An 11,637-nucleotide genomic window follows, 5' to 3' on the forward strand; every position below is an offset into this window, starting at 1 on the left:
CCGCGACAAGGCCCGCCCGGATCGACGATCCGCGCGGGTTTTTTTACGTCCGCGCGGCGCGCGCGGAAGGGGGCGGAAGGACGGTTATGGCGCCACCACGTGCCACATGTTCTTGAAGTTGTCGCCGTTGCGGTCGCCCTGTTTCATGTCCTTCGAGAAGAAGTACAGCGGCTTGCCCTTGTACGCCCATTGCGGGCTGCCGTCATCGCGCTTGATGATCGTGTAGGGGCCGACCGGGACATCGGTCGCGCTGGCCTTGTAGGGCGGCCAGAAGGATTCGCATTGGCCGGTGCAGGCGCTGGTGCCGGCGTTGGGCTTGTCCTGGTCGAATGCGTAGACGGTCATCCCGTTTGCGGCGACGAGCGCGCCGTTTTCGACTTTCGTGATCGAGCCTTGGGCCGACGCCGAAGCGGATGCAATGGCGAGCAGGGCGGAACTGACGAGCAGCGCGGCTTTCATGAGGGCCTCCTGTAATCCGGTGGGCGGCCGCGATAGCGCACGGGCGAGCGTGCGCCGGGATCGCGATGAATGGTGCCGGAACGCGGTGCCGTTACCGCCGGTGCGAGCGACGCAGGGTCGAGTGGCGATGAACGGGGCGCTCCATTCACGATAGGCGGTTTTTGGCGGGGCTGCGAGAACATCGGGGGCGTATCGGCCGCGCGTGGGCGTGACACAACGGCCGTCATGCTCCGGCGCCGGGATTTGACATCCGTCCCCTTAGGCGCGACGGGCGCATGCCGATACGTCAGCGCCGCGCGCGATTGGTCAACGCGACGCCCACGATCACGAGCGCACCGCCGGCCAGCATCGACGGCGACAACGGCTCGCCGAGCAACGCGACCGACAGCAGCACGCCGAACACGGGGACCAGGTTGGTGAACACGGCCACGCGGGCCGGCCCGAGTTCGCGGATGCCCTGCGAATACCAGACGAACGCGACCACCGTGCCGATCGCGCCGAGGTAGAGCATCGACGCGACGGCCTGCCACGTCAGCGGCGTGCCGCTGCCGGCGGGCGCGCTGAACAGATGCGCGCCGATCAGCAGTGCGAGGCCCCACAGCGCCGCATACGTCGTGGCCGCGAGCGGCGACAGCCCGTCGAGCGCGCGTCGGCCGATCACCGTATAGGCGGCCCAGCTCAGCACCGCGCACAGCATGAAGCGTTCGCCCGAGCCGAACGTGTTGCCGAGATCGGTCAGCACCCGCAGCAAGTCGCCGCGGCTGATCACGACCAGCGCGCCGGACAGCGCGACGGCGATGCCAGCCCAGCGCGACAGCGACAGGCGCTCCCCGCGCACGACGATCGACAGCAGCACGGCGGTGGCCACCGGGTTCAGCGCGACGAACAGCGCGGTGCGGCCCGCCGGCATCCGCGCCAGCGCCGCGAAAAAGCACACGTTGTACAGGAAGATGCCGGTCGCGCCGAGCCCGAAGGTCGTCACGACCTGGCGGCCGCTCAGCTTCGGGAGCCCGCCTTCGATCTTCCACGTCAGCACGACCAGCAGCAGCGCGGCGATCGCGAAGCGGCCGGTGGCCGCGGCGGTCGCGGACATCGTCGCGGCCAGGATCCGACCTGCGATGAACGTGCCGCCCCAGAACAGCGCGACGAGCGTGAGCTTCACGTAGATGGCCGCGTGCGGCCGGGTGGCGACGAGGGCGGCGGGTGGGGCGGGCGCGTTCATGTGAAGGGTTTCTCGGTGGGTGCCTGCGGCCACGCGTGAGCGACCGCGCGCGGCCGACGATGCGGAATCGCGCGATGGCCGGCTGGCAGTCTGGATTCAGGGGGAAGGAGGGCGGCGCTGCGTCGTCAGCGAAACCCGGGCGCCGACGCGAGCGCGCTCAGCACGACCGGCATCGCGAGCGCCGCGGCGACCGTCTGGAACGCGGTGATGCCGGCCATCAGCGGCGCATCGCCGCCGAGCTGGCGCGCCATGATGTAGGACGCCGACGACGTCGGCAGCGCCTGGAACAGCAGCGCGACGGTCAGCGCCGCATCGCCGAGCCCGAGCAGGCGGCCGGCGGCGAGCGTGATGAGCGGCATCGCCATGAACTTGAACGCCGACGCGACGCATACCGGCTGCAGCCACGCCCGCGCCGCATCGAATTGCAGTGCCGCGCCCACGCACAGCAGGCCAAGCGGCATCGACGCGACGCCGAGCGCGCGCACGGCCGGCGCGACGGCCGCGGAGAACGAGACGCCGCCGGCCTGCATCGCGATCCCGAGCGCGCACGCGACGACCAGCGGATTCGACAGGATCTGGCGCACGAGTGCCGCCGCGCCGAGCCGCGTGTCGCCGTAGCGTGCGAACACCAGCACGCACATCAGGTTGACGGTCGGGACGATCGCCGCGACGCATACGGCCGCGAGCGCGATGCCTTTTGCGCCGAACAGGCCGGCGGCGAGCGCGGTGCCGACATAGTTGTTGAAGCGCACGGCGCCCTGGAATACCGACGTGAAGCCGGCGCCGTCGACCCGCACGAACCGGCGGACCAGCAGGAGAAGCGCCGCGGCGAGTGCGGTCGAACCGACCACCGCGGCCGCGAGCGGTAAAACGGGCAGTGATTGCAGCCGTGCGTTCGCGAGGCCGTCCGCGAACAGCGCGGGCAGCAGCACGTAGTAGCACAGCCGCTCGGCCTGCGGCCAGAACGCGTCGCCGATGAAGCCGGTGCGCCGCAGGCCGTGGCCGAACGCGACCAGCAGCGCAACCGGTGCCAGCGCGAGCAGGATCGGGCCGATCATCGACACGCCTTCACGCGAGCCGTGCAGGCGGTGCGGGCCGCTGCGAGTGGCTGGCACGCAAAACGGCGGAACGAGGCGGGAATCCATCCGGCGGGCAACATGGCGGCACGCAATCGAAAGAGTGACGATGCCGCCAAGTTAACACGCGCAAGCAACAGGAATAATGGTGAATTATCGGGTGTTCAATGAGAAATTCTCATCGATGACGCGGTGACTTCGGCGGCCAGCGCACGTGCGAAACGCTCGGCCGGACGCGACTGGTGTTCGAGCAGGACGACCGCGCGCCCCATTTGCGGCTGGCCGAACGGCAAGCGCGTGACGGGCGGCAGCCGCGCGAGCGTCGAATCGGGGAGTGCGACGATCGCCGCGCCGAGCCCTCTCGCGACCATGCGCGCGATCGTTTCCGCGCTGTCCAGCACCATCTCCTCGCGCACGCGCACGCCGATGCGGCGCAGCTCGGCGGCGATCATGCGGCCGGCCCATGCCTGCGCATCGAAGCGGATGAACGGCAGCGAATCGAGCAGCGTGACCGCATCGCGTTCCGCCTGGTCGGGCGGCGCGAGCAGCCAGAAGCGATCCTCGTACAGCGTGGTCCACGTCAGTTCCGCCGGATGCGGGCGCACGGGGCGCGTCGTGATCGCCGCATCGAGTTCGCCGGCCGCGACGCGGTTCGCGAGTTCGGCCGACATCCCGGCCGACACGTGCACGCGCAGCCGTGGGTGCGCCGCGCGCAGCGCGAGCAGCGCGTCGGGCAGCGGGCCGGACAGCGCGGTCTGGATCGCGCCGATCCGCAGGCGGCCGACCAGCTTCTTCTCGTCGCTGAGCGCATCGGGAATCCGGTCGACCAGCGCGAGCACCTGCTCGGCCTGCGCCAGCAGGATGTTGCCGGCCTCGGTGAGCACCGGCTGCCGGCGCGAGCGATCGAACAACTGCACGTTGTATTCGCTTTCGAGCGTCTTGATCTGCAGGCTCACCGCCGATTGCGTGAGGCCGATGGCTTCGCCGGCGCGCGCGAATGTGCGGTGTCGGGCGATGGCGACCAGCGTTCTGAATGCGCGTAATGACATGGGCGGGCGGAGGTGGGCAGAAGCAGCCGTGTGCGAAGCGGATCCCGGCTGGCGCGATTTGCAGCGCGTTGCGGGAAACCGTTCACAGGGCCGCCGCCAGGGTTCGCGACATCATGCCCGCGCGTCCCGAATCGGGCAACCGGCGTGCATGGCGTGCGCTGCGAGTCGTCGATGAGTCGCGAGCGTTCGGGGATTCCCTGGAATGACGGTTTGATTTCTGGAATGCTTTAGCCGGACAAGCGAGTGGTGCCGTACCGGCGTGTCGAGCGATGCTGCACGCCGGCGCAATGTGTCGTCCGCGGCGCCTTACACCCACAGCCGATACATCCAGAACGATTCGTCCTCGATGAAACGTTGCGTGAATTCGCTCGGCGAGAACCCCGTGATGCGCTTGACCTCGCGGCTCAGGTGCGCTTGGTCGGCGAACCCTTCGTCCAGCGCCAGCGTGGCCCAATTGAACGCGGCGCCGGCTTCGTACCGGTCGCGCGCCGCGAAGAACGCGCTTTCTGTCCTGACGAGCGTTTGCCATTCGCGCAGCGATCGGCCGCTGTAGGTCTTGATCCGCCGCTCGACCTGCCGCGGGCTATGGGTATCCCGCCATTCGCGCGCCTGCAGTGCGAGGCGCTCGACCCAACTGCGTCCCGCATTGCGTAGCGACGACAGCGGCGTCGCGGGCCGTAACGCCTGCCAGCGCGGTGCAAGATGACGTTCGATCGCCGCCAGCGCATCGGCATCGCGGTCCGCGCCGGCCAGCGCGTCGAGCAGCGGATGCCAGTCGTGGCCGAGGCACGCATGGGCGTCGAGCACGCGATCGTGGATGTCCGCCAGCGCGACGCCGAACAGCGCCCGTGCCGCATCGGCGGTGAAGCAGATCATGCCGATCCGTCCGCCCGTCGGCGCCCAGGCCACGGTAGGGGCCGAATGGCTGCCCGACAGTGTCACGGCGGCACCGAAGGGGCGCCACCGGGGCCCGTCGGCCGTGTGTTCGACGAAGCCCACGTCGAGATCCCGATACCACGACACGCACACGAGCGGCGTGGCCGGAAAATGCGAGAGCCGCTGCGCGTCGCTCAATGCGACCCCGCGCGTGTCGTGCAACACGATCGCGACCACCGCGCCCTGCAGGGCAGCCGGCGCCGGGTACAGCCGTCCATGCGGCGCCCGCCCGTCGCCCGGCGCGCGAGGGGCGCGTGCCAGCGGATCGGGGCACGACAGCGGGATCGATGACGGGGCGGGGAACATGACGCTGGAGTATAGGGAGCGGCCCGACGCGTGTCGATGTCGTTTGCGTTCAAGACCGCCGCCATGCCGGTGCGGACAATCCGGCCCATGAACACGCGATCCACATCCTCATGTCCATTCCATACGGGCGCTGCTTCGGCGCCCGTGCTTCACCCGCCCGGCGTATGGCCGCCGGGGCCGCGTGCCGGCCTGACGGGTTGGGGGCTGCTGCGCGCGATGTCGCGCGACCTGCTCGGCACGCTGGCCGGCTGGCAGCGCGCATACGGTGACGTCGTGCACGTGCGCGTGTGGCCCGAGCATGCGGTGGTCGTGACCGATCCCGCGCTCGTGCGCGAACTGCTGGTCACGCATCACGATGCGCTCGGGCGCTGGGAGCGTGCCGTCCGCGTGTTTGCGGAGGTCCACGGCCATAGCGTGCTGATCGCCGAAGGCGACGCGTGGCGCGACAAGCGGCAGGCGTTGCAGCCGAATTTCATGCCGAAGGCGGTGCAGACGTTCGTGCCGTCGATCGCGGCGACGGCCGGACATGCGCTTGCGCAGTGGCCCGCGCGCGATCCGGACTGGCCGATCGAAAGCGCGCTGACGTCGCTGGCGATGGACGTGATCATGCGCACGATGTTCTCCGACGCGATCGGCGACGACGCACGTGCGGCCGAGGAAGCCGTGCGAGCGGTGAGCGCGGCGGCCAACGCCGATTTCTACTGGCCCGCGAGCACGCCGGACTGGGTACCGTGGAAGCGCGGCAAGGCCCGGGCGATGGCCGTGCTGAACGGGCTGATCGACCGGCAACTGCATGCGCGTCTCGACCTGCCGGCGCGAGCGTGGCCCGACGATCTGCTGTCGCGCTTGTTGCGGCTGCATCGGGACGACGCGCGGCGCTGGCCGCTGCAGGCCGTGCACGACGAATGCATGACCGCGTTCCTCGCGGGCCACGAAACGACGGCCGGGGCACTGACCTGGTGGGCGTGGTGCATGGCGACGAATCCGGCGGCGCAGGCCGCCGCGCGCGATGAAGTGTCACGCGTGCTGGGCGGTTGCGCACCGTCCGCCGAGACGCGAGCGTCGTTACGCTACCTGACGCACACGCTCGAGGAAACGCTGCGCCTGTATCCGTCCGCGCCGATCCTGATCAGCCGCCGCGCGTCGCGACCGATCGTGCTGGGGCCGTGGCAGTTTCCCGCGCGGACGCTGTTCATGCTGCCGCTGCAGCTCATGCAGCGCGATGCGAGAGGGTTCGACGCGCCCGACGTGTTTCGCCCCGAGCGTTTTGCCGACGACGCGCCGGCTGCGCCGCGCGGAAGCTACATGCCGTTCGGCACAGGCCCGCGCGTGTGTCTCGGGCAGCATCTGGCAATGACGGAAATGACGGTCGTCGCGGCGATGATCCTGCAGCGCTACGCATTGTCGGCGCCGCCCGGCATGAAGCCGCCGCGGCCGGTGCTGAACGTGACGCTGCGGCCGGACCGGCCACTGCATCTCGCGATCGCGCCGGCGGCGGATGGGCGTTCCGCGTGATGCGCACGGCGCGGCCGGGCGAGCGGGCCGCTGAGTCGACGACAGATATCGAACGCGACGGCAGGCTCGGCCGATTCGCGTGTCGCGAACGCTTGCTGTTCGCGACACGCAACGAAATCGAATCGTCGGAACGTAAACGCGTGCCGGCCGCTGCGTTCGGCGCCACTGGCGCGGCATCGCGCAGCACCTATGCTTGAAGGGCCCAGGCCGGGCGCAGCCCAAGGAGGATGGTCATGCGCATGCTTCTCAACATACGAATCCCTCACGAGCCGTTCAACACGCTGGTGCGCGACGGCAGCGTCGGCGACGTGATCGGGCGAATACTCGAAGCGGTCAAGCCGGAGGCCGTGTATTTCACGGAGCAGAACGGCGGGCGCGGGGCGGTCGTGATCATCGACCTGAATGATCCATCGCAGATCCCGGCGCTCGCGGAGCCTTGGTTCCTGATGCTGAACGCGGACTGCGAGTTCCGCGTGGTGATGTTGCCGGACGATCTCAAGAACGCCGGGCTCGCGCAGATCGGTGCGAAGTGGAAGTCGACGTAGACATAGCGGACATCAGCGCATGACGATGCCCCTGCTCGAGACCCGTGCAGGCGGCTTGGCGCGCCGGCTATCGCGCAGGCTGCGACGGTTCGGCGTTCGCTGTTTGCGTGTCTTTCGGCCGTAATAGCAACAGCAGGCCGCTCAGTGCCGCCGCCGCGACGAACACGAAAAAGAACTGTCCGTTCCATTGGCGCAGGCTGTCGGACGCCACGCCGCCGTGACTCCCGGCCGAGGCGCCGGCTTCCAGCAGGAACGTGAAGACGGCCGGCACCGGCGCGGAGCCCAGGTAGGCGAGGAACGCGAACTGCAGCCGGCCGCGGGTCAGGATCGACCAGACGTTCTTGCCCATCAGGCAAGCGACCAGCACCGCCGGCGGGATGAGCACGATCGATACGGCACTGATCGCGCACAGCAGCAGCCAGCCAAGTCCGATGATCGGAATGAGCGACATGAATCGGGGCTCCTGTTGTCGGGCAATCCTGTTGTCGACGGTGCATCCGCATCGGCGTTACCGGATGACCCCGGCATGCGGCGCTTCACGGAGTGTGCCCGATTCCACGCCGGTTGCCATCCGCCGGCACCGATGCAGTCATCCGGCCGCGTCTTCCCCCAGCGCCTGGATGAAGCGCGAAAACAGCTCGGGCTGCGACGAAATCCCGAGCTTCGCGTACAAATGCCGCCGGTGCACCTTCACCGTTTCGGGGGATATCGCCAGCCGCTCGGCAATCGCCTTCGACGAATTGCCGCGCAGCACCATTCGCGCGATCGACATCTCTCGATCGGTCAGCACGCCCGCGCCGAAGCGGGCAAGCGCCTGCTCGACCCGCGCGCCGAGATCGGCATCGGGCGTCGCGCGCGCCGCGTCGCCCACCAGCCGCCAGTGCTGCCGGATCGACGCGAGCACCCACGGCATCGCGGCCGTCAGCTTGCCGAGCGGCTCGACGTCGAACCGCGTGCCCGCACCGAGCGACAGCGACAGCAGCATGTCGGCGTTCGGCCGCACGAGGATCTGGATCTCGTCGTCGCCGACCGCGTCGCGGAAGTAGCTCAGGAAATATTCGCTCTGCCGGAACAGGTCGGGCGCGACTTCCTCGAGCCGGTAGCAGCCGTCGGCTAGCCCGTCGTGCGCGGCCTGCAGGAACGGGTCGAGCAGATACACGCCGTTCAGGTAGAGCGGCACGGGCGATGCGGCATCGGTGCCGCCCGTGTCGTATTCGTCGAGCACGAGCGGCACGCCGTCGCGGCCGATCGCGGTCGCGAGCGCGTTGTCGAACGGCACCATTTCATTGAGCAGCAGCACCAGGAACCGCCAGAAGCGCGGCTGGCCGAGATGATCGATTGCGCGGCCGAGCGCCTGGTGCATCGCGATTTCGGAAAAGAGACGATCCATACCACCACCGGAAGGGCGTAACACGAAGGGGGAATAGCGGTCCTGAAATTGGCTTCCTAGACTGCCACGCAATCAATCGGGCCCGAGTATGGGCGTTCAAAAAAAAGTGGCAAAGGATTGGCCCAAGCACAGGAGAACGAAATGGCGATGATGTCGGAATCGACGGGCACGCTGCAAGCGGCGCCTGCAACGGAAGACGCGCCGCGCGCGCTGTCGCAGACGCTCAGCGTGCGCGATGCGGTGATGATCACCGTATCGGGCGTGACGCCCGCGAGCTCGATCTTCGTGATCGCGCCGTTCGCGATCCAGCAGGCCGGCAGCGGCGCCGTGCTGTCGTTCCTGCTCGGCGGCGTGCTCGCGCTGGCGTTCGCGCTCTGCTATGCGGAGCTGAGCGCCGCGCACCGCAGCGCGGGCGGCGAGTACGTGATGGCCAAGCGCGTGTTCGGCACGCTGCCCGGCTACCTGACCTTCATCACGGTGCTGTCCGTCAGCGTGTTCATCCCGGCCGTGCTCGCGAGCGGCGCCGCGCCCTACCTGAACAACGCGCTCGGCACGCATTTCAGCAACCAGTCGGTCGCGCTGACGATCGTGCTGCTCAGCTATCTGCTCGGCATGCTGAACATCAAGACGAACGCGTGGATCACGGGCGCGTTTCTCGTCGTCGAGATCGGCGTGCTGATGCTGATCGCGGGCCTCGGCTTCGGTTCGCCGCATCGCGGCGCCGACGCGCTGATCGCGCCGGTCGTCGCGAGCGGCAACGCGCTCGTGCCGGCGACGCTGGCCGCGATCGTCCCGGCGATCGGCACGGCGATCTTCTGCTACAACGGCTTCGGCTCGGCCGCCTATCTCGCGGAAGACCTGCGCGGCGGCAACCGCAATGTCGCGAAGGCGGTGATCTACTCGCTGCTCGTGATCCTCGTCGTCGAACTGATTCCGCTCACCGCGATCGTGCTCGGCGCGCCGTCGCTGACCGAGCTGACGAAGAGCGCCGACCCGATCGGCTATGTCGTGCGCTCGCTGAGCAACCCGGCCGTGTCGCGCGTGGTCAGCGGCGGGATCTTCCTGTCGGTGTTCAACGCGATCATCGCGATCGTGATCACGATGGGCCGGCTGCTGTACAGCAGCGGCCGGCACGCGCTCTGGTCGCGCACCTGCAACCGCGCCTTCTCGACGATCCATCCGCGCTTCGAATCGCCTTGGCTCGCCACGATCGCGCTCGCGGTGCCGTCGGCGGGGCTCGTGTTCGTGTCGAGCCTCGACGAACTGACCGCGTTCACGGTCGACCTGCTGCTGCTGATCTATCTGGTCGTCGGGCTGGCCGCGCTCGCGAGCCGCTTCGTGCGCCGTGACGTCGAACATCATTACCGGATGCCGTTGTGGCCCGTGACGCCGCTCGTCGCGGTAGCCGGCGCCGCGTATACGCTCTACACCACGCTCGCAACGGCCACGAAACCGACCGACCTGATCATCATCGCGGGGCTGCTGGTCACGGCACTCGTGATGTATGTGGTCTGGGCGCGCCACAGCGAAGCCTTCCGCACGCTCTGAGCGCGGGATCGAAAGCTTGCCGTACCGAATCATCGAAACACCGAACCATTGAAAGACGGGAGGAATTGCATCATGCGCACGAGGGATCTCGGCATCCGCATCGGACTCGGCACGCCGGGCCGCTTCAACGCGATCACGGACGTTCCGGGCGTGCGGGTCGGACATTGCACGCTGAACGTCGAGAACGGCGACGCGTCGATCTGCACCGGCGTCACCGTCATCGAGCCGCGCGCGGGCGCCGCGCACGATTCGCCGTGCTTCGCGGGCGTGCACGTGCTGAACGGCAACGGCGACGCGACGGGGCTCGAATGGATCCGCGAGGCCGGCCTGCTGACCACGCCGATCGCCTATACGAACACGCACAGCGTCGGCGCGGTGCGCGATGCGCTCGTCGCGAACGAGCGCGAAGCGGCGGCCGGCCGCGTGTACTGGTGCATGCCGGTCGTGATGGAAACCTACGACGGGCTGCTGAACGACATCTGGGGGCAGCACGTGAGCGCCGCGCATGTGCAGCGCGCGCTGGCCGCCGCGCAGTCGGGGCCGGTTGCCGAAGGCGGCGTGGGCGGCGGCACGGGGATGATCTGCCACGAGTTCAAGGGCGGCATCGGCACCGCGTCGCGCGTGCTCGCGGCCGAGGCGGGCGGCTGGACCGTCGGCGCGCTCGTGCAGGCGAACTACGGCGTGCGCGAGATGCTGCGCGTGGCCGGCTACCCGGTCGGCGAAGTGCTGCGGCACGTGCCTTCGCCGTTCCGCGCGCCGGACGCGCAGGGCGAGGCCGGGATGGGCTCGATCGTCGTGACGATCGCGACCGACGCGCCGTTGCTCCCGCACCAGTGCACGCGTCTCGCCCAGCGCGCGAGCGTCGGGCTGGCGCGCGTCGGCGGCGGCACGGAGGATTCGAGCGGCGACATCTTCCTGGCGTTCGCCACGGGCAACGACGGCCTGCCGGCGGCGAACTACGGCAGCAAGGGCGCGTCGACCACGGGCGTGAAGATGGTCAACAACGACCATATTTCCGCGCTGTTCGTGGCGGCGGCGGAAGCGGTGGAGGAAGCGATCGTGAATGCGCTCGTCGCGGGCGGCGACGTCGAGTCGCGCGGGGCGCGGGTCGAAGGGCTGGGGCAGGCGCGCTTGCTGGATGCGTTGCGCGAGGTGGGCTGGCGGCCGGGGCGCGGCGCCTGAAACGGCATGCGCCGCTTCAATCGAAGCGGCGCGCAGGGGAGCGGCGATGCGGCGATCGGCCGGGCCGCCGCTCGCCCATGGATGCAACGCGGGCGGTGCGGGCCTGGCCGTGACGACGCGGCGTCATGCTCAGCTGCCGAAGTAGATGTTGCAGAAGCTGACGGGGCCGACACACGCGTTCGGGTCTTCCTGCTTCGATTGCGAACGATCGACGCGGCCGGCGGCCTTCACGGCTTCGGCGCGGTTCGCCTGTTGCGGTGCGGCGTCTGCCGGTGCCGGCTGTGCGTGAGCAACAGCAGCGGTGAGCGACAGGGCAACGAGGGCGAGGTGCAGCGGCTTCATTTTGGTTTCTCCTGGGTGGGTGCCAGTCTCGCTGGCAGTGAGGAAACTATAGGCTCGCACTGCTTAA

At 69.0% G+C, this 11,637-nt stretch carries 13 protein-coding genes; 5 read left to right on the forward strand and 8 right to left on the reverse strand.

The window, feature by feature from the left end:
- Window positions 1-84: 84 nt before the first annotated feature.
- The 5 genes from QZM35_RS05530 to QZM35_RS05550 all read right to left on the reverse strand — a co-directional run bounded on the left by QZM35_RS05530 (window position 85) and on the right by QZM35_RS05550 (window position 5,048).
- Complete coding sequence (locus QZM35_RS05530; protein ID WP_089427567.1) at window positions 85-459, reverse strand: hypothetical protein; 375 nt, start codon at window positions 457-459, stop codon at window positions 85-87.
- Window positions 460-745: 286 nt separating this feature from the next.
- The gene (locus tag QZM35_RS05535) at window positions 746-1,681 is read right to left on the reverse strand and encodes a DMT family transporter (RefSeq protein WP_301775541.1); all 936 of its coding nucleotides are present in this window, start codon (window positions 1,679-1,681) and stop codon (window positions 746-748) included.
- 125 nt (window positions 1,682-1,806) lie between these two features.
- Window positions 1,807-2,739: an AEC family transporter gene (locus QZM35_RS05540; RefSeq protein WP_301775817.1), complete on the reverse strand. Its 933-nt coding sequence runs from the start codon at window positions 2,737-2,739 to the stop codon at window positions 1,807-1,809.
- A 182-nt stretch (window positions 2,740-2,921) separates the two neighbouring features.
- Window positions 2,922-3,806, reverse strand: coding sequence for a LysR substrate-binding domain-containing protein (locus QZM35_RS05545; RefSeq protein WP_089427564.1), 885 nt, complete (start codon window positions 3,804-3,806; stop codon window positions 2,922-2,924).
- 306 nt (window positions 3,807-4,112) lie between these two features.
- A complete protein-coding gene (locus QZM35_RS05550; RefSeq protein WP_301775542.1) occupies window positions 4,113-5,048 on the reverse strand; it encodes a helix-turn-helix domain-containing protein in 936 nt (311 codons plus the stop codon).
- Window positions 5,049-5,135: 87 nt separating this feature from the next.
- On the opposite strand from QZM35_RS05550, the gene QZM35_RS05555 reads away from it, so the two are divergent.
- From QZM35_RS05555 to QZM35_RS05565, 3 genes are read left to right on the forward strand one after another with little or no spacing between them, the layout of a single operon-like run.
- Entirely contained in the window at window positions 5,136-6,563 is a 1,428-nt protein-coding gene (locus QZM35_RS05555; RefSeq protein ID WP_301775543.1) for a cytochrome P450, read from the forward strand.
- Window positions 6,560-6,760, forward strand: coding sequence for a hypothetical protein (locus QZM35_RS05560; protein WP_301775544.1), 201 nt, complete (start codon window positions 6,560-6,562; stop codon window positions 6,758-6,760). The genes QZM35_RS05555 and QZM35_RS05560 overlap by 4 nt, the downstream gene beginning before the upstream one ends.
- A 36-nt stretch (window positions 6,761-6,796) precedes the next feature.
- Window positions 6,797-7,108, forward strand: coding sequence for a panthothenate synthetase (locus tag QZM35_RS05565; RefSeq protein ID WP_301775545.1), 312 nt, complete (start codon window positions 6,797-6,799; stop codon window positions 7,106-7,108).
- Window positions 7,109-7,175: 67 nt separating this feature from the next.
- Here QZM35_RS05565 and QZM35_RS05570 read toward each other — a convergent pair whose 3' ends face one another.
- Window positions 7,176-7,559 carry a hypothetical protein gene (locus QZM35_RS05570; protein ID WP_301775546.1) on the reverse strand — a complete coding sequence of 128 codons (384 nt, stop codon included), beginning with the start codon at window positions 7,557-7,559 and terminating at the stop codon, window positions 7,176-7,178.
- A 138-nt stretch (window positions 7,560-7,697) separates the two neighbouring features.
- The gene (locus QZM35_RS05575) at window positions 7,698-8,498 is read right to left on the reverse strand and encodes a helix-turn-helix transcriptional regulator (RefSeq protein WP_301775547.1); all 801 of its coding nucleotides are present in this window, start codon (window positions 8,496-8,498) and stop codon (window positions 7,698-7,700) included.
- 141 nt (window positions 8,499-8,639) lie between these two features.
- Here QZM35_RS05575 and QZM35_RS05580 point away from each other — a divergent pair, with 141 nt between their 5' ends.
- Complete coding sequence (locus QZM35_RS05580; RefSeq protein WP_301775548.1) at window positions 8,640-10,046, forward strand: APC family permease; 1,407 nt, start codon at window positions 8,640-8,642, stop codon at window positions 10,044-10,046.
- A gap of 72 nt (window positions 10,047-10,118) precedes the next feature.
- Window positions 10,119-11,228 (forward strand): P1 family peptidase, encoded by a 1,110-nt coding sequence (locus QZM35_RS05585; protein WP_301775549.1) that lies wholly within the window; start codon window positions 10,119-10,121, stop codon window positions 11,226-11,228.
- A 129-nt stretch (window positions 11,229-11,357) separates the two neighbouring features.
- Here the strand turns inward: QZM35_RS05585 and QZM35_RS05590 are convergent, their stop codons facing one another.
- Window positions 11,358-11,570 carry a hypothetical protein gene (locus tag QZM35_RS05590; RefSeq protein ID WP_034191451.1) on the reverse strand — a complete coding sequence of 71 codons (213 nt, stop codon included), beginning with the start codon at window positions 11,568-11,570 and terminating at the stop codon, window positions 11,358-11,360.
- Window positions 11,571-11,637 lie beyond the last annotated feature (67 nt).

This window comes from Burkholderia sp. AU45274, assembly GCF_030482505.1.
Classification (GTDB): Bacteria; Pseudomonadota; Gammaproteobacteria; order Burkholderiales; family Burkholderiaceae; genus Burkholderia.